We start from the raw sequence: 26,144 nt of genomic DNA, 5'->3' as shown, positions 1-26,144 counted from the left end.
ATTGAAGCAGGTTGGATGAAGGCGAGGCAAGTCTGTCGCGAGCTTGTCGCATCGCCTCGCTGGACTATCCTTCCTCGTTGGCTAAGCACGTCTCTTTGAGCGACGGGAGATGACAATGGAACTCGTGACTCATAAGAAATTTAAAAACGGCCGGTTGATGCCATGGGGAAAGGGTACGGTCGTTACCGGCGCAAAGGGGTTTGTCTACCTTTCCGGAAATACCGCGACGGCCGAGGACTACGATCCGATCGGCAAAAGCGGCGGCGGCGCCATTGGCGACGCGGCAGCACAGTGGCGCGCAGTTCTCACCAACATCAAATCAGATCTGGAGGAGCTTGGCAGCGCGCTCGAGCATCTCATCCGGCTGACCTTCTTTGTTAAGGGGCCATTTCCCGATGGCGGCGTTCTGAGCTCCCCCAATTTCCGCTTGGACGTCTTGGACGAATTCTTTGCGGTGCACTGCCCGAAGCACTGCAGCTACAACAACCCGCCGCCCTCGGAAGTTATTGGAGTTGCAGCGCTTGCTCAGTCTGATCTTGTCATTGAAATCGTTGCATTAGCAGCTCTGCCGGACTAGGCAGAGCCGCAGCCTGCGAGGTGCGATAGCATGCGTTCAAAAAGGCGCGGTGCGGTAGAATTCATTAGTCGTGGCTCCGCTGTGTGACGATGACCGGGATCAGCAGATCGCCCCAGTTGCCATCGCCGCCATGGTGACGTGCCGAGCGCACCAGTTCGACCGAGACGCCGGCCTCGACCGCCTTCATCACCGACTGATTGAGCCTGTGCAGATCGTTCGCCAACATGCGAATGGTCGCCTGCTGGTCGACATTCATGCTGGTGGCTTGCTCTTCGGCCCGTTCCTTGACGCGGCTTATCGATGCCATTGGTCTTCTCCTTGTGTTGTCATGCCCGTTTGGGCGTTCCCTCTGTTTGTCTGCTATTCCGCTATTCCGCTGCCGGCCTGAATTGGGCGTGCTCGGTCGATCCATGCATGGCCGTGGTCGAAGACTGGCCACCGGTGATCGCCATCGAGACGGCGTCGAAATAGCCGGTGCCGACCTCGCGTTGGTGCTTGGTGGCAGTGTAGCCATTGGCTTCCGCGGCGAATTCCGCCTGCTGCAGTTCCGAATAGGCAGCCATCTGCCGCTCCTTGTAGCCGCGGGCGAGCTCGAACATGCCGAAGTTGAGCTGGTGGAAACCGGCCAGCGTAATGAACTGGAACTTGTAACCCATGGCGCCGAGTTCCTTCTGGAACTTCGCAATCGTCGCGTCGTCGAGATTCTTCTTCCAGTTGAAAGACGGCGAGCAATTATAGGCAAGCAGCTTGCCGGGATGGTGCTTGCGCACACCCTCGGCAAACGTCCTGGCCTGCGCCAGATCGGGCTTGGAAGTCTCGCACCAGATCAGGTCCGCATAGGGCGCGTAGGCGACGGCGCGGGCGATGCAGGGCTCGATGCCATTGCTGACACGATAGAAGCCCTCCGCGGTGCGGCCGGCGCCATAATCGACGAAGGGCTGGTCGCGCTCATCGATGTCGGAGGTCAAGAGCTGTGCCGCTTCCGCATCGGTGCGGGCCACGACCAGCGTCGGCGTGCCCATGACGTCGGCGGCAAGCCGCGCAGCGTTGAGGTTGCGGATGTGTGCAGCGGTCGGGATCAGCACCTTGCCGCCGAGGTGGCCGCATTTCTTCTCCGAAGCCAGCTGGTCCTCGTAATGGACGCCGGCCGCACCCGCCTCGATGAATGCCTTCATGATCTCGAAGGCGTTGAGCGGCCCGCCGAAGCCGGCTTCGGCATCGGCGACGATCGGCGCGAACCAGGTGTCGACCGACAGCCCCTTGCCTTCGGAAGTCTCGATCTGGTCGGCGCGCTGCAAGGTGCGGTTTATGCGCTTGACCAGTTCGGGCGCCGCATTTGCGGGATAAAGCGACTGGTCCGGGTACATGGCGGAAGCGGTGTTGGCATCGGCGGCGACCTGCCATCCCGACAGATAGATCGCTTTCAGCCCGGCCCGCACCTGCTGCATTGCCTGGTTGCCCGACATGGCACCGAGCGCGTTGACGAAATCCTCTTCATGGATGAGCTGCCACAGCCGGTTTGCCCCCATTTCGGCGAGGCTCTGCCGAATCTGCACCGAGCCGCGCAGCCGTCTCACGTCCTCTGGCGAATACGGCCGTTCGATGCCATCGAAGCGCCCTTGGGGCGCCGACGGGACAAGGTTGTAAAAATCGGTCATTGGTCACTCCAGGCTGGCTTTAATGCCGGTTTCGGAAACGCCGTACAGAAGGAATATGTGCGCCGTGTGCGTGACATCATTTACATGTCGGCACTAGGCAAGCGAGACAAACTCCGAAATTGGCCATAAAATAAGAGAAAACCTGTGTTGTGTTTGACTGATGAGAGCTGTAAATTTGTCATGATTGTAAACGCCGCCATGCCATCAGCGGATGTAAATTCTTGTCAAGGACAGTCGATTGGCCGACCATAAAATCTTTGCCGGGCCGCGCATTCGTCGCATCCGCAACGCCAAGGGCCTGACCCAGACGGCGATGGCCGAAGGGCTCGGCATCTCGCCGTCCTATCTCAATCTCATCGAGCGCAACCAACGGCCGTTGACGGTGCAACTGATCCTGAGACTGGCGTCCGTCTACAAGGTCGACCCACATGAATTGCAGGGCGAGGCGAGGGGTTCGGTCGCCGATTTGAAGGAAGTGTTTTCAGATCCGTTGCTGGCCGGCGAACTGCCAGGCGACCAGGAACTCATCGAGCTTGCCGAGGCGGCGCCCAACGCTTCCGCCGCTGTGATAAAGCTGTTTCGCGCCTATCGCGAGCAGGCCGCGCGGCTATCCGATCTCAACGAGCTGCTCGCGCGTGAGGGCAAAGCCACCGCACTCTCCGGCGCCCGGCTGCCGATCGACGAGGTGCATGAGATTTTCGAACGCCGGCCGAACCATTTTACCGCGCTCGAAGAGGAAGCCGAGGCATTCACGTCGGTGCTCGATCCCGGCGACGATCTGTTCAGTGCGTTGAAGGCTTGGCTGCGGCGTGAATTCGGCGTCGTCGTCAAAGTACTGCCGGTCGCCACCATGCCCAACTGGCGCCGTCGCTATGACCGTCACTCGCAGCGCCTGTTCCTGTCCGAGCGCCTGTCGCCATTCGATCAGCTGCGCGAGGTGGCTATGGAGGCCTGCCTGATCCGCATGAGCGTTGCTGTCGCTGTCGAGATCCAGGCGCTGAAGCTGGCCACGGACGAAGCCCGCCGGCTCGCCCGTTTCGAGCTCGGCCGCTATGCCGCGCACGCGCTGATGATGCCCTATCAGCCTTTTCACGCCGCTGCGGTCCGCGCCCGCTATGACATCGACATGTTGCGGTCGCGCTTCGGCGTTTCCTTCGAGCAAGCGGCGAACCGGCTGACCACGCTGCAGCGGCCGGGTGCGTCGGGCGTGCCATTCTTCATGCTCGAGGTCGACAGTGCCGGCAATCGCTTCCGCAAGGCGGGCAGCCACGGCTTTCCGCAAAGCCGCTTCGGCGGCGGCTGTCCGAAGCTGCCGGTCCATACCACCTTCGGCCAACCCGGCCAGATCCTGGTCGAGGCCGTGGAAATGCCAGATGGTGCGGCGTTCCTCTGCATCGCCCGCACGCTCGAAGGCCCGCAGGGCTCGTTTGCCGAGCGACCGCGCCGCACAGCGCTGCTGCTCGGCTGCGACATCGGTTTTCGCGATGAGATCGTCTATGGAGCAGCGTTGCCGGGGCCGGCCGCCATCGGCAAGGCCGGACAGAACGCCGCTGTGTCGGCTACGCCGGTCGGCGCTGCCTGCCGGCTGTGTGAACGCATCGGCTGCCTCGCCCGCGCCGAGCCACCGGTGACACGCCCGCTCGGCCTCGACGAAATGGTGACGGGACTGTCGGCGTTCGATTTTCAGTGACGGCAAACAGAGTTGCCGGGGATCGTGCCGCGGGCGCATTCTTCTATCGGCTACCGCTGCCTATCAGAACGTCCATTTCAATCGTCAGCGGCTCTCCAGGGCTCGGCGAAGCTAGCCCGCGCCAGACCTCCTCGCGCACGATGTGCTTCATATCCGGAGGAAGCTGGACATACTCCTGACCGCTCAATGTTGCGCCCTTGGCGATGCCTCTGAAATAGTCGTCGAAGGACGAGAACTTGATGGGCCACGTTTCGAGCTGGACGTCAATCTTTCGAAACCCGGCGCGATGGAGCAAGCTGTGCAAGCACGTCGCGTCAGGGATGGAAAAGAAGCGATTTAGCTTTTCAGCTTTCTCAGGGGCATAGCGGGCGATTACCGCACCTATTCTGGCGAACAAAGAACGCTCTGGCGTCGTCGTCACGCTAACTGCAGTCCAGCCGTTGGGGCGCAGAACCCGGCGAAATTCCGAAAGCGCTCCAAGCTGGTCCGAGAAGAACATGAGCCCAAGCTAACAGGTCACTGCGTCGAACCGACGGTCCTCATAAGGAAGCGCGTGAGCGTCGAACGTAGCGAGGGTGATTGGCTGGTCTTTCAAATTGCGTTTGGCGGATTCGAGCATGGCCGGCGAGATGTCGCCGCCAATCACGGCGCCGGAAGGGCCTACAATGATGGCAGCGGCTTGCGCTGCCGCTCCGGTGCCCGTTGCGACGTCGAGCACGCGATGGCCAGGCGCAATCCGTGCTGCCTTCAGCAAGGACGGGATAAACGAGTTCGTCGCACGGGCGAACAACTCGTCATAGCCAATCGCCGCCGTTTTGTAGAATGGCTCATCCATGGGGGCGCCCTATACATTTGCACCGTACGTCGAGCATGGGGCGTCTGTCGATGATCGGGCATCTCTGTGCACCTGTCGGTGCGCCAAATGGAACACGATGCTGGATCACTCCCCATCCCCGTCTTTGCGTTACGCGATTAAGGCACGTTTCTGTCGTCCGCTGTGCATCGTGCCGCCTCGAAATCGCCGACAGTCCGACTCATGACCGACATATCATCACCGCAGATCGCTGTTTCGCCTCCGCGAAATGAGGAGCGTATCGGTTTCCTGCTGGTGTTCCTGTCGGCGCTGATGTGGAGCCTCGGCGGTACCATTGCCCGTTTCATCGATGCCGGCGACAGCTGGACGGTGGTGTTCTGGCGCTCGGTCTGGGCCGCCGCCTTCCTGCTCTGCTTCATGGTCTGGCGCGACGGCTGGCGTGGCACGCTGAAGCTGTTTCGCGGCATGGGCCTGGCCGGCCTTGCGGTGGCGTTTTGTTTCGCCACGGCGTCGACCTCTTTCGTCGTGGCGCTTGCCTATACCACCGTCGCCAACATCCTGTTGATGCAGGCCGGTGTGCCGCTTCTGGCGGCGTTGTTTGCCTGGGCGCTGTTTCGCGAGCGGGTGGCCGTGGCGACCTGGCTGGCGATCGCCGCCGTCATTGCTGGCGTCGCCATCATGGTCTCGGAATCGCTCGATGGCGCCGTATCGCCGATCGGCGACGGGCTGGCGCTGCTCATTGCCGTCATGTTCTCGATCGCCACCGTCATCACGCGCCGCTTTGCCCATGTGCGTATGACCCCGGCGACCTGCCTCGGCACGATGCTGGCGGCCGCCTTTGCGGCATCGCAGGCGTCGGCACTGGGCGTTTCCAGCCACGACATGGGCTTCCTTTTTGCCTTCGGCGTGGTCAATCTGGGGCTCGGCCTCGCCTTCTTCGCCACCGGCGCCCGGCTTGTTCCGGCCGCCGTGGCGGCGCTACTCGGCACGTTCGAGCCGATCCTAGGCCCGATCTGGGTTTGGCTCATTCATTCCGAGGTGCCGTCGGCGCGCACCATCGTCGGCGGTGCGGTCGTCATCACGGCGCTCCTCGTCCATATCGGGCTCGAATTCAAGCGCCAGACGCGGCCGCAGCGGGCGGGCGTCACCGGTGTGCCTTCGCCTAATTGATGCAGCGCGCGCGCCAAAGCGAGATGGACCATTGACAATGTCGCAGCCGCGCGGGCAGGCTGCGATCACGGCAACAACAAGACAGGCGTATCTTGCCAAGTCTCCATGCCGGCTGCATCGAGGCCGGACAACATCGTCGTCTCCCTGCGCGCGCCGTAGCGAAAGCTTCTGACGGCGCCGCAACACCACCAGCGCCACGCCAAGTCTTCACTGTCGCCTCGTCGCCGAACCATAATGGCGCCGGCAATTCGCGCTTGTCGCCTGCCTGCAAGCTCAATACCCTGAAGCAAATGCCCAGCCGGGCGCACGCCGCGACGAGCTGGCGACGGAACACTCATCAAAGGAGAATAGCATGACCCGCAAAGCGCTCTGGCTTTCGGCGACTTCGGCGTTTCTGGCAGTTTTTACCTTGGGCGCGCATGCCGAGGACCGTGTCGTCAATGTCTTCAACTGGTCGGACTATATCGACAGTTCGATCATCGACGACTTCACCAAGGAAACCGGCATCAAGGTCGTCTACGACACCTATGATTCCAACGAAATTCTCGAAACCAAGCTGCTTGCCGGTGGTAGCGGCTACGATGTCGTGGTGCCGACGGCAAGCCCGTTCCTGGCCCGTCAAATCCAGGCCGGGGTATATCAGAAGCTGGACAAGTCGAAGCTGCCCAACCTTTCCAATATGTGGAACGTGGTGATGGAGCGGGTTGCGAAGTTCGACCCCGGCAACGAATACTCGGTCAACTACATGTGGGGGACCACAGGCATTGGCTACAACACCGAGAAAGTGAAGGAAGCCCTCGGCGTCGACAAGATCGACAGCTGGGATGCGGTCCTGAAGCCGGAGAATATCGCCAAGCTCGCCAATTGTGGCGTGTACTTCCTGGATTCGCCTACAGACATTTTTCCGACTGTGCTGAACTATCTTGGCCTCAAGCCTGACTCGACCTCTCCTGACGACCTTGCCAAGGCCACAGAACTCATGCTGAGCATCCGGCCTTCTATCCGCAAATTCCATTCGTCGGAATACATCAACGCGCTCGCCAATGGCGACATCTGCGTGGCTGTCGGATTTTCGGGGGATCTCTTCCAGGCCCGCGACCGTGCGGCGGAAGCGAAAAAGGGGGTCGACATCGCCTACACGATTCCAAAGGAAGGTGCGGAAATGTGGTTCGACGAAATGGCGATCCCGGCCGATGCACCGCATGTCGCCGAGGCACACGAATTTCTGAACTACATGATGAGACCAGAAGTTATTGCCAAATCCACCAACTTTGTCTTCTACGCCAATGGCAACAAGGCCTCTCAGCCGCTCGTCAGCAAGGAGATCCTTGATGACCCGGGCATTTATCCGGATGACTCGACGCTGGCCAAGCTGTTCACTGTCGGTCCATATGACCCCAAGACGCAACGTCTCGTCACCAGATCGTGGACCAAGGTCATCACGGGACAATAGTGATCTGACGCGACCCCGGTGGCTGACTGCCGGGGTCGTTTTTCAGGGGCAGAATCAGGCACGGAGTGGGACATGAAATCGCTTGGCAGCATCCGCAGGGATTTCGCGCCATGGAACGATCCGAATGCCAAGCCATACATCCAGTTCGACAACGTCACCAAGAAGTTCGGCGACTTCACTGCCGTCAACAATCTGTCGCTGACCATCTTCGAACGCGAATTCTTTGCCCTGCTCGGGGCCTCGGGCTGCGGGAAATCGACGCTGCTCAGGATGCTTGCCGGCTTTGAGGAACCGACCGCCGGCCGTATCCTGCTCGATGGCCAGGATCTGCGCGGCATCCCGCCATATCGGCGGCCGGTCAACATGATGTTCCAGTCCTACGCCTTGTTTCCGCACATGACGGTCGAGAACAACATCGCGTTCGGCCTCAAGCAGGAAGGCATGGCCAAGGCCGATATCGACAAGCGCGTCGCCGACATGCTGAAGCTGGTCAAGCTCGAGCAGTTCGCCAAACGCAAGCCGCACCAATTGTCGGGCGGCCAGCGCCAGCGTGTCGCACTGGCCCGCTCGGTGGCCAAGCGGCCGAAAGTCCTGCTGCTCGATGAGCCGCTTGGCGCGCTGGACAAGAAGCTGCGCGAGGAAACGCAGTTCGAGCTGATGGACCTGCAGCAGAACCTTGGCCTCACCTTCGTCGTCGTCACCCATGACCAGGAAGAGGCGATGACGATGGCCGACCGCATCGCCATCATCGACAAGGGCGAGGTGATGCAGGTGGCGACGCCGGCCGAGGTCTACGAGGCGCCGGGTTCCCGCTTCGTCGCCGGCTTCGTCGGCAATGTGAATATGTTCGACGGCAAGATCGCGGCTGGCGAGGCCGGCAGCGCAAGCATCGACGCCGGCAACGGCATCACCATCCGCACCGAAAATGCCGGCCGTGCCGCCGCCGGAACGTCCGTTACCTTTGCTATCAGGCCGGAGAAGATCAAGGTTTCCTCCACGAAACCGGCTGGTGCCGTCAACGCCATCGAGGGCGAGGTCTACGACATCGCCTATCTCGGTGACATGACCATCTATCACGTCAGGCTGGATGACGGTCAGGTGGTGCGGGCGAGTACCATGAACGCGGCACGCATCACCGAGGATCCGCTGACCTGGAACGACCGCGCCTGGGTTTCCTTCCGACCCGACGCCGGCGTCGTGCTGACACGGTAGGGACTGATCATGTCCGCTGTCACCGCCGCAACAAGCTCCTCGGCAAGCGCTGCCGGCAAATCCGCCTTGGCCAGGCTGGGAGCGGCTTTGGTTAGCCGTCTCGTCATCATCATCCCCTACCTTTGGCTGCTGTTCTTCTTTCTCGTCCCCTTTATCATCGTCTTTAAGATTTCGCTGTCGCAGACCGCGATAGCCATGCCGCCCTACACGCCGGTGCTCGATTTCCGCGACGGCGTTTCCGGGGTTGTCGCGTGGTTTGGCGCGCTCAATTTTGACAACTACATCTGGCTGACGCAGGACGCGCTCTACTTCAACGCCTATGTGACGAGCGTCATCGTCGCCGCCATCTCGACGGTCCTGACGTTGGTGATCGGCTATCCCATCGCCTATGGCATGGCACGCGCTCCGGCGACGATCCGCCCGACCTTGCTGATGCTGGTGATCCTGCCGTTCTGGACCTCGTTCCTGATCCGTGTCTACGCCTGGATAGGCATTCTCAAGCCCGAGGGCCTGCTCAACGAGTTGCTGCTCGCCACTGGCATCATCAGCCATCGGCTGATCATCCTCAACACCTACACGGCGATCTTCATTGGCATCGTCTACTCCTATCTGCCGTTCATGGTCCTGCCGCTCTATTCGGCATTGGAGAAGATGGACAATTCGCTGATCGAGGCCGCCAAGGATCTCGGCTGCCCGCCGACCAGCGCCTTCTGGAAGATCACCTTCCCGCTGTCGCTGCCCGGCGTCATCGCCGGCTGCCTGCTGGTGTTCATTCCCGCCGTCGGCGAGTTCGTCATCCCCGATCTGCTCGGCGGCTCGCAGACACTGATGATCGGCAGGACGCTGTGGAGCGAATTCTTCGGCAACCGCGACTGGCCGGTGTCGTCTGCCGTTGCCGTCATCTTGCTGCTGCTGCTGATCGTGCCGATCATGCTCTTCCAGCGAGCCCAGGCGCGTGCCCAGGAGCAGGACCTATGAACGCTACCTGGAGCCGCTTCAACATCGTTTCGATCGTGCTCGGCTTTGCCTTTCTCTACCTGCCGATCGTCCTGCTCGTCGTGTTCTCTTTCAACGAGTCGAAGCTGGTCACCGTCTGGGGCGGCTTCTCGACGAAATGGTACGTGTCGCTGTTCCACAATCAGGGTCTGATGGACGCCACCTGGGTGACGGCGCGCGTCGGCGTCATCTCGGCCACCGTGGCGACCGTGCTCGGCACTCTGGCGGCGCTCACCCTGACGCGCTACACGCGCTTTCGCGGCCGGCTGCTGTTTTCCGGCATGGTGTTTGCGCCGCTGGTCATGCCGGAAGTCATCACCGGCCTGTCGCTATTGCTGCTCTTCGTCGCTGTCGGCTTCGACCGCGGCTTTCTCACGGTGACGCTTGCCCACACCACGCTGACCATGTGCTTCGTCGCTGTGGTGGTCCAATCGCGCCTGATCACGTTCGATCGTTCGCTGGAAGAAGCCGCGATGGATCTCGGTGCGCCGCCGGTAAGGACCTTCTTCCAGATCACGCTGCCGGTCATCATGCCGGCGATCGTCTCTGGCTGGATGCTGGCCTTCACGCTCTCGCTCGACGACCTGGTTATTGCCAGCTTCACCTCGGGGCCCGGCGCCACGACGCTGCCGATGAAGATCTACAGCCAGGTCCGCCTTGGCGTGACGCCGGAAATCAACGCGGCGTGCACCATTCTGATCGCGATCGTCGCAGTTGGCGTGATCATCGCTTCGCTCGCAAACAAACGCCGCGAGGTGCAGCGCCAGCGCGACGAGCAGGCGGCGCAGCGAGGTTGAGTTCCTGCTGCTTACTCGCCTGAAACACCGCGACTTATCGGCGAGATGAACGGCGTGCTCCAGGTGCCGCCGACGAAGAACGACGACTGCTTGGGCGCTTGGCCGTTCGTCTGCGTGGCAGCCTGGCTCGGCTGGACGATGCCGCCGGACAGCGCCAGCCCGCGTCCGGCATAGGATGCGATGCCGGAAAGCCAGATCTTGTATTGCGCGGAATTCACCTCGGCCTTGTCGATGCGCGCCACGCCGTTCGAAACGCTCGCCTTGAGCTCGGCCCCGTCGATCGGCAGCGTTCCGTCCGAGACGTCGTCAAGCGCAAAGAATCCACCCTGTTCGGTGTGCTTGAGGAACGCCGGCAGGTTAAGCCGGCTCAGCGCACCCGCGCCGAAGGTCGCGGACAGCGAGCCATTGGCGTTTTCGAAAATGGAGTCCCAGGTTCTGCCCGGCCCCTTGAGGATGACCGAAACGGTTCCGGTGCCGATCGGCACCAGCCGCGTCATCCCGGCCGCGGTGCCGAAAGCGCCGCCGTCGATGTCGGAAGCAAGCAGCCGGATCTCGACTTCCGTGCCGGCGGGCTTGCGGTCGAAACGGACGCTGCTTTGGACGTTGCCGCCAAAGGCGGACGCATCGGAGATGTCGAAGACGGCGAGGCCGTTCTTGACCTGGGCGGTGGCGGCGACGTCGGCAAGCTGGATTGCACCTGCCGTGGCATGCGCGGCGGACAGCCTGAGATCGAGATTGATCCGGTCGGCGAAGCTTGTGTCGATCTCGCCCGGGCCGGCGGCGCCGGCGGATGGTACGGGGGTAAAGGCGGAGAGAAACGATCTGAGGTCGAGCGTATCGAAGGCAAGTGTGCCGGAGATCACCGGCAGTGCCTCGCCGTAGGTGAAGTCCAGCGCGCCCATTCCGGGGTTGTTGTCGAGGGTCAGGGCCGTATTTTCGAATTTGATGCGCCCGGCCGTCGCCGTGATCTTGCTTGAAACCGAGATCGAGCCGATTGCCGCACCGGGCGCGATGCCGGCCTGCGACCATTCGAGCACGCGTCGCAGCGAAGGTGCGGCAAATTTTGCCTGGCCGTCGAAATAGCCGTTCTCCGACATGCTGGCCAGCCCGTCGAAGGAAAAGCTGGCCGGCGCCGCCTTGAAGGAAAGCGTGACCGGTGCTGCGCCGCCGCCAAACAGCACAAGCGGGTTCGGCGATGCGGCGTCGACGGAAACGCTTTCGCCGCGCCATATCCCGGTCGCCGACAGCGTCGCATTGCTGTTCATCGCGGCCCAATTCGCCTGGCCGCTCAGGCTGCTCAATATCTCCTGGTCCTTGCCGCCGATGGCGGCGACCACGCGGCCATCCCTGAACTCGACTGTGCCGAACGGATCTGCCGGCAGCTTGCCGAGATCCGGCTTGGCGGGATTTGTGTTGATCACCGCGCGGGCAGCATCGATCGAACGCGTAATGCGCCCGCCGCTCGGAATCGCAGGCAGGAAAAACCCGCTCGCGGTACGCTGAACCCTGATCGTCGGTCGCACCAGCCGCGCCGTCGAAAACACCACGTCGCCACGCAGCGCCGCCATGGCCGAGAGGTCGACCTCGACCCGTTCGGCCTCGATCACAGGCGGTGCATCCGTCTCTGTCCATTGCGACAGCGTCACGTCGCTCAGGATCGCCCGGAAATTCGGCCAGACCTCGATGCGCGGCGCGCCGTCGATGGTGACCCTGAAACCGCTCCAGGCGCTCATTTCCCACGCGATGCGGTCACGCACGATACGGGTCGAGGCGATCAACGGCAAGGCTGCAACGACCAGCGCGACGACGGTGACGGCTGCGCCGATCGCCCATATTCCGCGTCGGATCAAAGGTGATGGCATATCGCCCCGTATGCTTCCATTCCGACAAAATCGCCCGACGGGTGTAACCGACGGCTGACGCATTTCAAGTCTTTATGGCCCGGCGATGGCATTTGCGCACACCCTGACCGGCGCGGTCCAACAAAATCTTGCTCTGCTGCATCGCGATATGCATAAGCGATGCAGCCTGCGGAGGAACAATGATGGCCGACGACGCACCGCTCTGGATGCCGACGCAAGAGCAGATCGACGCAGCGCCGATGACCGCCTTCATGAACGCCGCGGCGAGCAGGGCCGGCAAGGCTTTCTCCTCCTATGCCGACCTGCATCGCTGGTCGATCGATGACCGCGAGACCTTCTGGAGCCTGGTCTGGGACTTTTGCGGCATCGTCGGCGACAAGGGCGAACGCGTGCTGGTCGATGGCGACAAGATGCCCGGCGCGACCTTCTTCCCTGACGCGAAGCTGAACTTCGCCGAGAATCTTCTGAAGAAAACCGGGCTTGGCGACGCAGTCGTCTTTCGCGGCGAGGACAAGGTCGAGCGGCGGCTGTCCTGGAACGAGCTGCATGCGCTGACCTCGCGCCTGCAACAGCTCTTCCTGTCGCTCAAGGTGAAGAAGGGCGACCGCATCGCCGCGATGATGCCGAACATGCCGGAGACCGTTGCGGCGATGCTGGCTGCCGCCTCGATCGGCGCCGTCTGGTCGTCCTGCTCCCCAGATTTCGGCGAGCAGGGTGTTCTCGACCGGTTCGGCCAGATCGAGCCTGTCGTCTTCATCGCGCCGGACGGCTACTGGTACAATGGCAAGGCGATCGAAGTCGCCGACAAGATCGCGGCTGTGGTGGCGAAGCTCGCCACCGTGCGCAAAGTCCTGATCGTCGATTATCTCGGCACGTCGACCGACGTCGCGGCAACCATCGGCAAGGCGGCTGCGCTGGAGGAGGCGCTGTCACCCTTTGCCGCCAGGCCTGTCAGTTACGAAAGGCTGCCGTTTTCGCATCCGCTCTACATCCTGTTTTCGTCAGGCACGACCGGCATCCCCAAATGCATCGTCCATTCAGCCGGCGGAACGCTGATCCAGCACGTCAAGGAAGAGCGGCTGCATGCCGGCCTGCTCGACGGCGATCGCTTCTTCTATTTCACCACCTGCGGCTGGATGATGTGGAACTGGCTGGTGTCGGGCCTGGCGTCGGGCGCCACCTTGCTGCTCTATGACGGCTCGCCTTTCTACCCGGACGGCAATGCGCTGTTCGACTTCGCCGATGCCGAGAAGATGACCTATTTCGGCACCTCGGCCAAATTCATCGATTCCGTGCGCAAGGCCGGCCTCAAGCCGATCCACACGCATGATCTTTCCAGTGTGCGCACCATCTCCTCGACCGGCTCGCCGCTGTCGCCGGAAGATTTCCGTTTCGTCTATGAAGGCATCAAGAAGGACGTGCATCTCGCCTCGATCTCCGGCGGCACCGATATCGTCTCCTGCTTCGTGCTCGGCGTGCCGATCGAACCGGTATGGCCCGGCGAGATCCAGGGACCCGGCCTCGGCCTTGCCGTCGACGTCTGGGACGATGATGGCCGTCCGCTTCGCAAGGAGAAGGGGGAGCTCGTCTGCACCAAGCCGTTTCCGGCAATGCCGATCGGCTTCTGGAACGACCCTGACGGCAAGAAATACGAGGCCGCCTATTTCGAGCGCTTCGACAATGTCTGGTGCCACGGCGATTTCGCCGAATGGACCGCCCATGGCGGGCTGATCATCCATGGCCGTTCCGACGCCACGCTCAATCCGGGCGGTGTTAGGATCGGCACGGCGGAAATCTACAATCAGGTCGAGCAGATGCCGGAAATCCTCGAAGCGCTATGCATCGGCCAGGATTTCGACAATGACGTGCGTGTCGTGCTGTTCGTGCGGCTGGCTGCCGGCGTCGAGCTCGATGCCGAGCTGGAAAAACGCATCCGCGCGAAAATCCGCACCGGGGCGAGCCCGCGCCATGTGCCGGCCAAGATCGTCGCCGTCAGCGATATTCCGCGCACCAAATCGGGCAAGATCACCGAGCTCGCGGTCCGCGACATGGTGCATGGCCGCGCCATCAAGAACAAGGAAGCGCTCGCCAATCCCGAAGCGCTCGAGCTGTTCCGCAATCTGCCGCAGCTTGCCGACTGAGCATGAAGCCCGGGCTGGAACCGGGTCATGGTTAACGAAATGTCTCCGCGGAATTTACCTAGATTTCATGAGTGGTACACATTGGTAAATTTTCCGGCGTGCCGGTAAGGATTTGTTAAGGCCCGGCATCGATAGTCGTGCGTAACTTGAGGGAGAAATCCCGTTCCTCTTAGCCCCCAGAGGATCTGATTCGCTCAAGCCCCCGTTGTGACAGCAATTCTATCATTCAAGGCGTCCCATTGGACGCCTTTTTTCTTTGCGCAGCCATAGACCTAACCGGCCAGCACGCGGGTCGAGGGGAAGGCGACTTCGACCAGGGTTCCCTCGCCGGGCGTCGAGTTGATGGTGAACCGGGCACGGTTCGCTTCGACCATCGCCTTCGTCAGCGGCAGCCCGAGACCGGTGCCGTCGCCGCGGCCGCGCTTCAGCGCGTTGATCTGCTTGAACGGCTTCAGCGCCTGCTCGATCTCGGACTGGCTCATGCCGATGCCGGTATCGCGCACGCGCATGACGACGTCGCCGGAGAGCTCATAGGCGGTCGACACGATCACCTGGCCGCCGGCCTGCGTGTAGCGGACGGCGTTCGACAAGATGTTGAGCGCGATCTGCCGCACGCTGCGCAGATCGGCCACCACTTCCGGCAGTCGCGAGGCGAAGCTGGAGCGGATGATGACGCGTTCCCGGTTGGCTTGCGGCTGCATCATCGCCACGGTCTCGGCCAGCGTGTCGTTCAGCGACACCGCCTCATAAGCCATCTCCTGCTGACCGGCCTCGATTTTCGAAATGTCGAGCAGGTCGTTGACCAGATCGAGCACGTGGTTGCCCGAACGGTTGATGTCGCGCAGATAGTCGCGATAGCGGTCATTGGCCACCGGCCCGAATTTCTCGTCCACCATCAGCTCGGAAAAGCCGATGATGGCGTTGAGCGGCGTGCGGATCTCGTGGCTGATGCGGGCCAGGAAATCCGTCTTCTGCGACGAGGCGCGTTCGGCGACCGCGCGCGCCTGGGTCAGGTCCTCTTCGGCGCGCTTCCACTGGGTAATGTCGCGCACCACCGCGCAGAAGCCGCTGTCGTTGGGCAGTCTGCCGATGGTCATGAACAGTGGGATGAAGCGCCCCTGCGCCTCGCGTCCGATCACCTCGCGGCCATCGTTCATCACGCTTGCAACGCCAGGCTCCGACAGCCCCTCGAGATAGTCACGCGCCGCGCGCTGGCTTTCGATCGCAAACAGCGAGATGAACGGTTTGCCGGTCACCTCGTCGCTGTCGAAGCCGAAGAGCGCTTCCGCCGGACGGCTAATTGAACGGATCGTTCCGTTACGGCCGATCAGCACGACGCCGTCGGTGGCGGTATCGATGATGGTGCGCATTTCGGCGATGCGCGCCTTGAGCTCGGAAACATCCGGCCGCGTTTGATCGTCGGCGGCGCCATGTGGAATGGCTGTTGCTTCGTCGTCGCCGGAACGGCGTACGACCAGCATCAGCGTCTTGCCGTTCCCCCAGGGGACGGAGCGTAAAATCGCGTCGATCGGAAATTCCTGACCGTCGCGCGTCTTCAGCCGCAATGCACGATCGCTGCCGTCCGAACTGCCGTCGTCGGCGTAAGGATCGGCAAACAGCGCGCCGAGCCCGCCGGCCTCGTCCAGCGCGTCGAGCGTCGCATAACCGGTCAGGCCGAGGAATTCCTCGTTCGCGTAGTGCAGCTGGTCGCCGGAATGGATAAGCACCGGCACTGGCAGCTTGCCGAGGATCGAGGTGTCCGGACCCTTGTTGCCCTCTCCGGCAAACGCCGACGGCACGAAGCCGTTTAGTTTGAGCGGTGGTGCCTGCGGCCGCCCGATGGGCGGCGCCGAGCCGGCATCGCCGGCTGCGGCTTCGCTGTCATCGGACCAATCTTCGCTGTCCTCGGCGTCGCGGAAATCCTCCGCTGTCATGCTGTCGTCGTCTTCGCCATCCCGCGGCGCTTCGGCGCCGATCGTTCGACGGTTCGTGCTGGGCTCGATGCCTTCCTGGGCTTCGTCGCTGGGTTCGCGGTCGGCATAGTCGAGCAGCGACCCGGAGGCAGGGCGTGCGACGGGTTCGCCGGCTTGCGTCTCTTCTGCCGTCTCGTCGCGCTGCTCGCCGTCGAGCCGGGCGAGGTCCTTCTGGTCCTCGGCATCGGCCTCGGGCGGTTCGGCCGCCTCGCTTTCCGGACCTGGCGCCGGCATTTCACCCTTGTCCGTCGGACCGGCTTTTTTCAGCTTTGGCTCGCCGGCCTTGCCGGCTGCGTCGACTTTGGTCGCGGTCTCCGCAGCCGGCTTCGGCTTTCCGACGCTGGGCTGTTCGTCTACCGGCTTTTCGACCGGGGTGCTGTCCTTCTTGAGACGCTCGCCAATCTCGCGAAACGCGCTGCGTTCCAGCGTCGACAGGCCCTTGTCGTTGGCCGGCTGCCGGTGCTCGGCCAGCCGGATCACCTTGTCGGCAAAGCGCCGCTCGGGCTTTGGCACGATGGTCAACGCCGGCACTTCGCCCCGGAACGGATCGGCGGCTTTCGGTGTCTCGGGGGCAGGTTCAACGGCTTCGGGCCCGACCGCGGCAGGCTTCTCCTCGGCGACAAGGGCCATGCCGGCCGCGTCCGGATCGACCACCGCATCGCCGCCGCGGGCGACGCCGAAACCGCGAAAACCTTCGAAAACGCGGCTGCGGCTGTAGACCGGGAGTGCCGCCAGATCGACGGGTATCTTCAGATCGGTGCCGGCGACCGGCCACAGCACGGAGCGGCCGGACCAGGTGTCGCGCCGTTCGAGCAGGCCGGCGATCTCGCCTGAAGCATCGAGGCCGTAGGCGGCCGAAACGTCGCCGAAGCGGCGGCCGATCACGTCGGCGGCGGGCTTGCCGACGAGTTCGGCAAATTCCGGCGACAGGGCACTGAACCGGCCCTCTGCGTCGGTACGCCAGACGAAACGCATGGGCGCGGCCGTACGATCGATCACGCGGCCGCGGCCCTGGGGCGGGGAAGCGGCTTTGATCGCTTGTGTGGCGCTTTCCTGCGGGGCGTCCAGACCGGCCGGCGAAGCGGCGGGGCTGGCTGGTGTCTCGACTTCGCCGGGCACACCTGCCCCGGGCGGGACCTGCGTGTCATCGCCCGCATTGAAGTACCAATGGTCATGCTGCGTCGGCGTTTCGCCAGCCGTGTGCTGATTGTCGGCCCCCGAAACCTGCTTGGCTGTGTCGGCAGGCTCGTGCTCCGTCGATGCGGAGCTGCCTTCGATCGCGGCAAGGTCGATCTCCGCCGCGCCGGTGTTGGTGATTGGCGGCTCGGCGATTGGCTGCTTGTTGTCCTGGTCCGTTGGCTGGGGAAGACCGCTCGGCGCCGCTGCTGCCTCGCTGCCGGGTTCCGCGACGGCGCGCTCGCCAACAGGGGCCCCGCCGTCAAGCCGGTCCTCGTCGATCACCACCAGCAGGTGCCGCTCGTCTGTCAGACGGGCAAGGCCTGCCGGATAGGAGCTGGATCCGCCCGGAACCAGGCGCTTGACGATGCGGTCGCTGTCGTTCGCCACGTCGGCGACAAGCGCGGCCAGCGTCTCAGGCCGGATGCCGAGCGACGAAAAGCCGTCCGACGCGGCGTCGATATTGCCCTTGGCATCGACAAAGGCGATGTAGTGGCCGTCTTCGGTAAAGCCGCTGATGGCGCGATCGGCGATCTCGGCCGCGCTGCGCGAGCCGGTCTGCGCCGCCGGCAGCGCCAGCATGACTGCTTCCTCGCCATCGGGCATGGTCACCGCGCTGGCCAGGAAACCGACCGCGCGGCTGGTCAGCCCGGTCGCCAGCCGGACCGTGATGGCACGGTCGCGGCCGATCTGCGGAAAACCGCTGGTTGCCATGATCTGGCGCCTGGCGATCAGCGGCAATCCTGCCGAAGCGCCGATGATGGCTCCGATGTCCGGATAGCCGAATACCGCTGCGCCGGGACCGTTGGCCCATATCACCTGCTCGAGATCCGCCGACAGAATGGCGATCGCGTCGCCGGCGGCGAAGCGCAGGCGGACCGCGTCGAGCACGGCAACATCGAGGAAGGAGTAGTTTTCAGCCGGCATGCGCTTGGCGACCCTCACAGAGCGGGCAATTTGCGGTTAACGCTTTGTTAATAAAAGCCGACGGCGCGAAGGTCCACAAGTCATAGCGTGCAACCAGCGGAATCTCTAGGCGCGTGGTTAACGTCGCGAAACAAATAATCAATGGTGCGATGCAACAAACATGTTGCAATGCACAAAATTTGCCTTTATATTGCCACGATAGATGAACGAGACGGCTTTCTGTCAAAGCCGCTGCCGCTGAAAAGGATGGAAAATGTCCAGGACCAAGACCGCCGACACGATCGAAAACGTTGAATTCCCGAGCTTCGACGCTTCCAAGGCCACCGATCAGATCCGCGCCTTCGCCGAAAAGGGCGTCGAGCAGTCGAAAGAGGCCTATGCCAAGCTGAAGACCGGCGCCGAGGAGACCCAGAAGGCTCTGGAGTCGACCTACGAGACCGCCAAGACCGTTTCCAGCGACCTGTCGCTCAAGACCATCGCCGCCCTGCGCGCCAATGCCGAGGCCGGCTTCTCGCATTTCGAAGCCCTGATTGGCGCCAAGTCGCTGTCGGAAGTCGTCGAGCTGCAGACTGCGTTCCTGCGCAAGCGCGTCGAAATGACCGTTGAGCAGGCCAAGGACTTCCAGGCGGTTGCTGCCAAGGCGGCTGAGGACGTATCCAAGCCGATCAAGAGCGCCTTCGAGAAGGCCGTGAAAGAAATTAAGATCGCCTAATATTTGCACACAGTTTGACGATGCATCAAAAGGTCGCATTTCGTCAGACAAATAGATGTGCGATATAGTGGTTTAAGCGAATACCCGGCGGGTGGAACCTCCTCCCTCTGCTCACCGGGATAACCAGCCAGCACCTCCTCCCGCTGGCTCGTAACAGGAAAAGGCCGGCACCTCCTCCCGCCGGCCTTTTCTTTGTCCGGCGAAAAATGACGCTATGCCGGAGCGATCTTTTGCTTTGCCAAAAGCCTTGAATTAAACTCCGATAGCCCGTATGGACGCATCGCCGAACGACAGAGCGGGTCCCGGAGAATGAACGTTCCGTCTGGATATCGCTCGGGCAAGCGTGCCGTTGTAGCTCAGATGGTTAGAGCGCCGGATTGTGGATCCGGAGGTCGCTGGTTCGATCCCAGCCAACGGTACCATTCAGCTTTCAGCCAGGTTTCTGACCAATAGCGCCAAGCGATCTCTACGACCCTGGCACGGTCACCTGCGATCCCGCCTGACGCGCACCGCGCAGGTGATCCACAAGGGCTCTCAGCTTCGGCGCGATATTCCGTCGGCTGGGAAAATAAAGATAGAAGCCCGCAAACGGCGGAAAATAGTCGTCGAGGATTGGCACAAGCTCGCCGCGGTCGATCCAGGGGCGGAATGTGTCCGCCATGCCGAACGTGATTCCGGCGCCTGCAACGGCCAGCCGGATCATCAGCCACATGTCGTTAGTGGTGATCTCGGGCGCAACCGCCACGTCGAACTCGCGCCCGTCCTCGCCAAACTCCCACCGATAGGGCGAAACTCCCGGCGCCGGCCGCCAGCCGATACAACGATGAGCCACAAGCTCGCGCGGATGGGCGGGTGCTCCGAACTTTTCGAGATAGCGCGGGGCGCAGACGGCCATCTGTCGCTGATCGCCCGATACCGGCACGGCAATCATGTCCTGCTCGATCACTTCGCCGAGCCTCACGCCCGCATCATAACCTTCGGCAACGATGTCGAATTCCTCGTCGGTGACCACGATATCCAGATGCACCTCGGGAAATCTTTCTGCAAAGGACGCCAGCAACGGCCCTGACAGAAACGTCTCCGCGATCGACGAAACCGCGATCCGCAGCCGGCCGCGTGGGCGGTCCAGAAACTCCGTGGTGGCTTCGATTGCCGCGTTCACGTCGGCGATCGCCGGTGCGACGCTCGCCAGCAGGCGCTCGCCCGCCTCGGTCAGATTTACGCTGCGTGTCGTGCGCTGCAGCAATGCGATGCCAAGGCGCTGTTCAAGCCTGAGGACGCTCTGGCTGACCGCCGAGCGCGTCACGCCCAGCCGGTCTGCCGCAGCGCGGAAATTGCGTTCCTCGGCCACTGTGACGAAGACGGCAATTGCATTGAGATCGATGTCCATTGGTTAGCTAAACTTACCATCGAGGTTACCAGCGGGCGGGTTATCGCGACAATGCCATGGCTCTATCTCTGTCGCAATGGCAAGAAAGGCTTGATCCTCCCGATCAAGCCGATGCCGGATGACCAAGGAGATAACCCATGACATCACTGCCTTCCTCCTGGAACCTGGATGGAAAAGTCGCCCTCGTGACGGGCGCGGCACGCGGCATCGGCCGCTGCACGGCGGAGCTGCTGCGTGCCAGGGGTGCCCGGATCGTGGCAAGCGATCTCAGCGACACTGTACGTGAATTGGAAGCCGAGGATGTGGCAACCCTGGTCGGTGATGTCGCTGACGAGGCTCTGGCCAGACGCTCGGTCGAACTCGCGGCGAAGCGCTTCGGACGACTGGACATCGTCGTGAACAATGCCGGTCGCACGCTCAACAAACGCCTGACGGAGACCTCGGTCGACGACTATGACCGCATCCTGCAGATCAATGCGCGCGGCAGTTTTGTCACCGCCCGGGCTGCGGTGGAGTTGATGGCCGCCGGCGGTGGTGGCGCGATCGTCAATGTCTCGTCGATCTCGGCCGTCGCGGCCTTCGAGACGCAGGCGGCCTATGCATCCTCCAAGGCGGCAGTCGCACAGCTGACCAAGGTGATAGCGATCGAATACGGGCGCATGGGCATTCGCTGCAACGCCGTTGCCCCTGGCGTGATCGAAACCGACATCATGGAAGGCGTGGTGGAGAATGGCCGGGAGATGCTGCGCAGCTTCGGCGATGCGCATCCAATCGGCCGGATCGGCCAGCCGCAAGAAGTTGCCGAGGCCATCGCCTTTCTTGCCTCGCCGGCGTCCAGCTTCATCACCGGGGCCCTGCTTCTGGTCGATGGCGGCTACACCGCCCAGTGACCCCCAATAAAGCTAGCGCACTGCGGGAGCTCACCCGCACGCCATACTTCACATCGTGAAAATAATCACAGAACCAAAAGGATTATCTCGATGGCCATGAACAAAGTTGTTCTGATCACCGGTGCCTCCAGCGGCATCGGTGCTGGCATCGCCCGCGAACTTGGCGCGGCAGGTGCAAAGCTGATGCTTGGCGCACGGCGCACCGACCGCCTTGAAGTCCTCGCAGCCGAAATCGAGGCAGCTGGTGGAATCGTTCGCGTACGAGCGCTCGACGTCACCAAAAGGGCGGATGTCGCAGCATTCGCCGATGCTGCGCGGGCCGAATGGGGCCAGGTCGACGTCATCGTCAACAATGCGGGCATCATGCCGCTCTCGGCCATGGCAGCCATGAAGGTCGACGAGTGGGAGCTGATGGTGGACGTCAACATCAAAGGTGTTCTGTACGGCGTCGCGGCGGTGCTGCCGGAGATGACGGCACGCGGCTCCGGGCATATCATCAGTATCGGTTCCATCGGCGCACTGGCCGTCTCGCCCACGGCTGCCGTTTATTGCGCAACGAAATACGCTGTCCGCGCGATTTCCGATGGGCTCCGCCAGGAGAGTGACGATATCCGCGTAACCTGCATTCATCCTGGCGTGGTGGAAAGCGAGCTGGCCAACACGATCTCCGACGAAGCCGCTGCCGCCGCCATGAAAACCTGGCGTGCTATTGCCCTGCAACCCGATTCCATCGCCAGGGCAGTGCGCTACGCAATCGAACAGCCCGACGATGTCGATGTCAACGAGATCGTCGTGCGTCCGACGAAGGCGGCGCATTGATGCGATCCACTTTGGCCGCAGTGCTTACGGGTATTGCCGTTGCTGTAGCCCCAACCGGCCTGACCCTTCCTTCAACTCCAATCCTTGCGGAGGAATCAATGACGCGCCAAGATCACCCCTATGTCGGAATGTGGGTCACCGAGGATCGCCATATCAGGCACGAACTCCTGCCGAACGGCCGTTATGACGAAGCGCGCGGTGACCGCGAGAGCGCCTATCGGGGACGCTATGAAGTGCAGGGCAACCACATAGAATACTGGGACGATACGGGCTTCACCGCGGACGGAGAGTTCGTCGAAGGCGTTCTCTATCATGCCGGCATGATCCTTTATCGCCAGCGGTAGAGAGCCACCCTGAGACAAGCAATTCAGGGTTCCACAAGACGCTATTGCATGCCTTGCATGAGGCGCTCGGCAGTTTGCACCACAAGGCCCGCCACACCACATATCTCCCAGCAAGCGCGGCGGAAAGAAGCAGGATCGCGGGCAGAGTCGACATTGCAAATGGTTGTCACTATATAGCGGCGGCTTTGACGGCTCGCCTTTTACGTGGTGCCGGCGAGTGCGCGGTAAATGTGCTAGCTATTGTGTTATCTATTGTGATCTAAAACGGCTTGAAAACCGAAAAAAAGCAAATAGAAACAATAGCGCGGGTCGAACGAGTTTCGTCGAGAGAATCAGTCCTCAAGAACCAGAACGTGCTCCTTGAACCCACCATTCCCTTCAGCTCTGTGGACCTCGGACAAGTTCGGCTTGCCGGGCGAAGCCGACTCGGCTCGAATGGCAGCACGCATCTTTTCGAAGATGCCGACGTTTATGATTACCAATCGGCATAGCCGCTAGGGAAACAGCAGTATGAGTGAACACGCGATCGAGTTCTTGCGCGGGTGGATTGGCGAAAAAGTCCATTGCCAGCCCTCGCCAGCCAGAATCGAGAAGCAGGCCGAGACCCTCGCCAGGGAATGTGCGGCCAAAGCTGCCGAAGCCGGCATACCCCTGGAGGATATCCAGGAAGAGGTCGGCGACATTCAGGAGCTCATTGCTTCGAGGCTCGAAGAGGCGGCCGAGGCCGATCAGGACGAGCAGAATTCCAACAAGCCTGCCGGCTGACGGATCGCCCCCGGCAAAACCTGCCGGGCGATTATTGCCTGTCTGATGCAGTTGCGCGGTCTTATCGCCGCGCAGCCTTGCCAAATCTCTCCTCGAGCCATGCTTTCGGCAACGCCGGCACGAAATTGCCGTCGCGCCCGGTCATGTCATCATTGGCGACCAGCGCGTTGAGGATGGCTTCCTCCACGCTCTGAACGACGGCGTCGAAGAACGGGTTGATGTCGGCATCCGGTATGTAGCCGGCGCTGACCAGCTTGCCGGCGGCGCCGCGCGCCGCATCGGCATTGGCCGTGCTGACGGCGAGAAAAATATCGCCGGATGAATTGTATCCATAGCCGCCGGTCAGCGCGACGCCGAGCGGCACGCGTTTCGCCAGTCTTTTCAACTGATGCGGCATGAATGGCGCATCGGTGGCGACGATCGCGATGATCGAGCTCTTTTCCGCTCGCGGCGTGTTGTCCCGGATCGCCGGTTCGGCGAGTTCCGCTCCGGCCCTGACGCCACGCACGACAAGGTTCCGCCGCGCACCGAAATTCGACTGGACGAAGCAGCCGATCGTGAAACGCTCTCCGTTCCAGTCGACGCTGCGCGAGGATGTGCCCGATCCCGCCTTGAAGCCAAAGGTGATCATGCCGGTGCCGCCGCCGACGCTGCCCTCTTCGATCGGCCCGCTTTCAGCCGTCTCGAGCGCCGAAAATACATGCTCGAAGCTCACATGGTGGCCGTTGATGTCGTTTAGAAAGCCGTCATAAGTCTCGCCCGCTACCGGCAGTGCCCAGGCGCTGTCGAGCGATTGCGGCAGCACCTTCTGCATCCAGCGCAGCGTTGCGTCGCGGCTGACGCCGCAGGAATGCGTGTTGGTGATGGTGATGGGAAGATTGAACGCTCCGAGTTCCTCTATCAGATGCGAGCCGGTCAGTTCGCCATTGCCATTGGCGCTGAACACGCCGGCGAACGCCGGTACGGCCAGTTCGCCCCTGGGCCGTGGCAGGATCGCGGTCACGCCGGTGCGTACTGGACCCTTGCCGACAACGAGCGGCCCGTCCCCTGAGATCAGCGTGGTATAGCCGACCGTCACGCCAGGCACATCGGTGATGGCGTTGAAGCGGCCCGGCGTGCCATCGAATGGGATCGCGAAGGCGCGGGCGCGCGGTTTGCCCGAGGGCGTCGCAAGATGAGGGTCGGTCATTTCTTCCTCAGAAAAGCGAACCTTGGCCGCCCGGCGCCTTGAGCTTGGCCGCGGGCTTGGCAACCGTCTTCGGCCGCGCCGTGCCACTGATGGCGACTGCATCCGCGGTGCCGTCGGCGAACTCCAGCGAAAGCGCCATTCCCGACACCACGTCCGCCGCATGCTTGACCACCGCGCCGTCCACATCCTTGACCAGTGCGAAGCCCCGCGCCAGCACGGCCTTGTGCGAGAGCGTCGCCAGCAACCGATCGGCCTGCGTCAGTTTTCCACGCAGACGGTCCAGTCGTCTCGAAATCGCGTGGTCCTGCCGTCGCGTCAGGGCCAGCAGGGCATCGCCTTGCAGTTTCTGCCGCCTCGCGATCGGCGCCGGTGACAGTCTGGCCGCCGTGCGCGAAAACCGCGCCCGACGCTCGCGCACGATGGCAAGGAACGCCGCTTGCGCACGGGCGAGGTCGCGGCGGATCAGCGTGCGGGCTTCGTTCATGCGCCGCGACAAGGTGGCCGGCGTCAGCCGCTGCCCCAGAAGCCTGGCCCGCTTGCGCTCGACGCTGACCGACAGCGCCCGGCCAAGCCGGCTCGTCGCCTCGTCGAAGCGCCGCCGCGGCAGCGCCAGCAACTGGTCGGGCGAGGGCAGCGCACGGGCGGCCGCGCGCGCCGCTTGCCGCTTGCGTTCGAAATTGCGCGACACCGCGGTCTTCAACCGTGCGCTGAGACCGGCAAGCGTCGCTTCGAGGTCGACCTTGACCGGCACGGCGATTTCGGCGGCGCCCGTCGGCGTCGGCGCCCGCACATCCGCCGCCAGATCGACCAGCGTCCAGTCGGTCTCGTGGCCGACGGCGGAAATCAACGGAATGGCCGAAGCGGCGACGGCCCGGGCGAGCGCTTCGTCGTTGAAGCCCCACAGATCCTCCAGGCTGCCGCCGCCGCGTGCCACGATCAACAGGTCGGGCCGCGGGATGGCGCCGTCCCATGGCAGTGCGTTGAAGCCGTTGACGGCAGCGGTCACCTCCGCTCCTGCCATTTCGCCCTGCACCCGCACCGGCCAGACGAGCACATGCAGCGGAAAGCGGTCCTTGATGCGGTGGATGATGTCGCGGATGACGGCGCCTGTCGGCGAGGTGACGACGCCGATGACGCGCGGCATGAAGGGCAGCAGGCGCTTGCGGCCGGCGTCGAACAGGCCTTCGGCCTGCAGCCGGCGCTTGCGCTCTTCCAGCAGCGCCATCAGCGCGCCGGCACCGGCCGGCTCAAGATTGTCGATGACGATCTGGTAGTTGGACTTTCCGGGATAGGTGGTCAGCCTGCCGGTGGCGATCACCTCCATGCCTTCCTCTGGACGGAATTTCAGCCGGCTCATCGTGGTCTTCCACACCACGGCGTCGAGCCGCGCGCGATCGTCCTTCAGGCAGAAATAGGCATGGCCGGAGGAATGCGGCCCGCGATAGCCGGAAATCTCGCCGCGCACCCGTACATTGCCGAAGACGTCCTCGACCGTGCGCTTCAGCGCGCCGGAAATCTCGCTCACCGTATACTCGGTGGCGTTGGTGCGTGATTCGGATGCTGTGTCGCTCATCGGCCGATTGGGGGAC

Annotated in this window: 22 protein-coding genes and 1 tRNA gene; 14 read left to right on the top strand and 9 right to left on the bottom strand. The window is 62.6% G+C overall.

Annotated features, from left to right (window positions below; genetic code table 11):
- Window positions 1-115 precede the first annotated feature (115 nt).
- Window positions 116-577 carry a RidA family protein gene (locus tag NKH29_RS19735; RefSeq protein ID WP_023719403.1) on the top strand — a complete coding sequence of 154 codons (462 nt, stop codon included), beginning with the start codon at window positions 116-118 and terminating at the stop codon, window positions 575-577.
- A gap of 64 nt (window positions 578-641) precedes the next feature.
- Here NKH29_RS19735 and NKH29_RS19730 read toward each other — a convergent pair whose 3' ends face one another.
- On the bottom strand, window positions 642-884 hold the full coding sequence (locus NKH29_RS19730; RefSeq protein ID WP_023719402.1) for an SMc00767 family acetate metabolism repressor: 243 nt from the start codon (window positions 882-884) through the stop codon (window positions 642-644).
- 61 nt (window positions 885-945) lie between these two features.
- Entirely contained in the window at window positions 946-2,235 is a 1,290-nt protein-coding gene (gene aceA, locus NKH29_RS19725) for an isocitrate lyase (protein WP_023719401.1), read from the bottom strand.
- 238 nt (window positions 2,236-2,473) lie between these two features.
- Here aceA and NKH29_RS19720 point away from each other — a divergent pair, with 238 nt between their 5' ends.
- Window positions 2,474-3,925, top strand: coding sequence for a helix-turn-helix domain-containing protein (locus NKH29_RS19720; RefSeq protein WP_023719400.1), 1,452 nt, complete (start codon window positions 2,474-2,476; stop codon window positions 3,923-3,925).
- 43 nt (window positions 3,926-3,968) lie between these two features.
- Here the strand turns inward: NKH29_RS19720 and NKH29_RS19715 are convergent, their stop codons facing one another.
- Together NKH29_RS19715 and NKH29_RS19710 are read right to left on the bottom strand one after the other, a co-directional pair.
- Window positions 3,969-4,424, bottom strand: a complete 456-nt coding sequence (locus tag NKH29_RS19715; protein WP_352817611.1) for a class I SAM-dependent methyltransferase — start codon at window positions 4,422-4,424, stop codon at window positions 3,969-3,971.
- A 9-nt stretch (window positions 4,425-4,433) separates the two neighbouring features.
- Window positions 4,434-4,760: a methyltransferase domain-containing protein gene (locus NKH29_RS19710; protein ID WP_023719398.1), complete on the bottom strand. Its 327-nt coding sequence runs from the start codon at window positions 4,758-4,760 to the stop codon at window positions 4,434-4,436.
- Between the two features lie 201 nt (window positions 4,761-4,961).
- Here NKH29_RS19710 and NKH29_RS19705 point away from each other — a divergent pair, with 201 nt between their 5' ends.
- From NKH29_RS19705 to NKH29_RS19685, 5 genes are all read left to right on the top strand, one after another.
- Entirely contained in the window at window positions 4,962-5,909 is a 948-nt protein-coding gene (locus tag NKH29_RS19705) for a DMT family transporter (protein WP_023719397.1), read from the top strand.
- Window positions 5,910-6,261: 352 nt separating this feature from the next.
- Window positions 6,262-7,362 (top strand): polyamine ABC transporter substrate-binding protein, encoded by a 1,101-nt coding sequence (locus NKH29_RS19700; protein WP_023719396.1) that lies wholly within the window; start codon window positions 6,262-6,264, stop codon window positions 7,360-7,362.
- A gap of 72 nt (window positions 7,363-7,434) precedes the next feature.
- Window positions 7,435-8,574 carry an ABC transporter ATP-binding protein gene (locus NKH29_RS19695; protein ID WP_023719395.1) on the top strand — a complete coding sequence of 380 codons (1,140 nt, stop codon included), beginning with the start codon at window positions 7,435-7,437 and terminating at the stop codon, window positions 8,572-8,574.
- Between the two features lie 9 nt (window positions 8,575-8,583).
- Window positions 8,584-9,552, top strand: coding sequence for an ABC transporter permease subunit (locus tag NKH29_RS19690; protein ID WP_031194151.1), 969 nt, complete (start codon window positions 8,584-8,586; stop codon window positions 9,550-9,552).
- The gene (locus NKH29_RS19685; protein WP_023719393.1) at window positions 9,549-10,367 is read left to right on the top strand and encodes an ABC transporter permease; all 819 of its coding nucleotides are present in this window, start codon (window positions 9,549-9,551) and stop codon (window positions 10,365-10,367) included. The genes NKH29_RS19690 and NKH29_RS19685 overlap by 4 nt, the downstream gene beginning before the upstream one ends.
- Before the next feature lie 11 nt (window positions 10,368-10,378).
- Here NKH29_RS19685 and NKH29_RS19680 read toward each other — a convergent pair whose 3' ends face one another.
- The gene (locus NKH29_RS19680) at window positions 10,379-12,229 is read right to left on the bottom strand and encodes an AsmA family protein (protein ID WP_023719392.1); all 1,851 of its coding nucleotides are present in this window, start codon (window positions 12,227-12,229) and stop codon (window positions 10,379-10,381) included.
- A gap of 182 nt (window positions 12,230-12,411) precedes the next feature.
- On the opposite strand from NKH29_RS19680, the gene NKH29_RS19675 reads away from it, so the two are divergent.
- Window positions 12,412-14,370 carry an acetoacetate--CoA ligase gene (locus tag NKH29_RS19675; protein WP_023719391.1) on the top strand — a complete coding sequence of 653 codons (1,959 nt, stop codon included), beginning with the start codon at window positions 12,412-12,414 and terminating at the stop codon, window positions 14,368-14,370.
- Window positions 14,371-14,642: 272 nt separating this feature from the next.
- On the opposite strand, the gene NKH29_RS19670 is transcribed toward NKH29_RS19675, so the two are convergent.
- Window positions 14,643-18,446: a PAS domain S-box protein gene (locus NKH29_RS19670; protein WP_023719390.1), complete on the bottom strand. Its 3,804-nt coding sequence runs from the start codon at window positions 18,444-18,446 to the stop codon at window positions 14,643-14,645.
- Window positions 18,447-18,699: 253 nt separating this feature from the next.
- Here NKH29_RS19670 and NKH29_RS19665 point away from each other — a divergent pair, with 253 nt between their 5' ends.
- On the top strand, window positions 18,700-19,158 hold the full coding sequence (locus NKH29_RS19665; protein WP_023719389.1) for a phasin: 459 nt from the start codon (window positions 18,700-18,702) through the stop codon (window positions 19,156-19,158).
- Window positions 19,159-19,503: 345 nt separating this feature from the next.
- Window positions 19,504-19,580: transfer RNA gene (locus tag NKH29_RS19660), tRNA-His, on the top strand.
- Window positions 19,581-19,624: 44 nt separating this feature from the next.
- Here NKH29_RS19660 and NKH29_RS19655 read toward each other — a convergent pair.
- Window positions 19,625-20,548, bottom strand: coding sequence for a LysR family transcriptional regulator (locus NKH29_RS19655; RefSeq protein ID WP_023719388.1), 924 nt, complete (start codon window positions 20,546-20,548; stop codon window positions 19,625-19,627).
- 137 nt (window positions 20,549-20,685) lie between these two features.
- Here NKH29_RS19655 and NKH29_RS19650 point away from each other — a divergent pair, with 137 nt between their 5' ends.
- The 4 genes from NKH29_RS19650 to NKH29_RS19635 all read left to right on the top strand — a co-directional run bounded on the left by NKH29_RS19650 (window position 20,686) and on the right by NKH29_RS19635 (window position 23,366).
- On the top strand, window positions 20,686-21,438 hold the full coding sequence (locus NKH29_RS19650; protein ID WP_023719387.1) for an SDR family NAD(P)-dependent oxidoreductase: 753 nt from the start codon (window positions 20,686-20,688) through the stop codon (window positions 21,436-21,438).
- Window positions 21,439-21,528: 90 nt separating this feature from the next.
- Window positions 21,529-22,257, top strand: a complete 729-nt coding sequence (locus NKH29_RS19645) for an SDR family oxidoreductase (protein ID WP_023719386.1) — start codon at window positions 21,529-21,531, stop codon at window positions 22,255-22,257.
- The gene (locus tag NKH29_RS19640; RefSeq protein WP_084642712.1) at window positions 22,257-22,601 is read left to right on the top strand and encodes an Atu4866 domain-containing protein; all 345 of its coding nucleotides are present in this window, start codon (window positions 22,257-22,259) and stop codon (window positions 22,599-22,601) included. The genes NKH29_RS19645 and NKH29_RS19640 overlap by 1 nt, the downstream gene beginning before the upstream one ends.
- Window positions 22,602-23,111: 510 nt before the next feature.
- Window positions 23,112-23,366: a DUF768 domain-containing protein gene (locus NKH29_RS19635; RefSeq protein WP_023719384.1), complete on the top strand. Its 255-nt coding sequence runs from the start codon at window positions 23,112-23,114 to the stop codon at window positions 23,364-23,366.
- Between the two features lie 61 nt (window positions 23,367-23,427).
- Here NKH29_RS19635 and NKH29_RS19630 read toward each other — a convergent pair whose 3' ends face one another.
- Entirely contained in the window at window positions 23,428-24,555 is a 1,128-nt protein-coding gene (locus NKH29_RS19630; RefSeq protein WP_023719383.1) for a DmpA family aminopeptidase, read from the bottom strand.
- A gap of 7 nt (window positions 24,556-24,562) precedes the next feature.
- A complete protein-coding gene (gene xseA / locus NKH29_RS19625) occupies window positions 24,563-26,128 on the bottom strand; it encodes an exodeoxyribonuclease VII large subunit (RefSeq protein ID WP_352682817.1) in 1,566 nt (521 codons plus the stop codon).
- Window positions 26,129-26,144 lie beyond the last annotated feature (16 nt).

Source organism: Mesorhizobium sp. M1295 (genome assembly GCF_040318135.1).
GTDB lineage: Bacteria > Pseudomonadota > Alphaproteobacteria > Rhizobiales > Rhizobiaceae > Mesorhizobium.
Note: the sequence above shows the minus strand (reverse complement) of the source record. Positions and strands in the feature narration are given on the sequence as shown.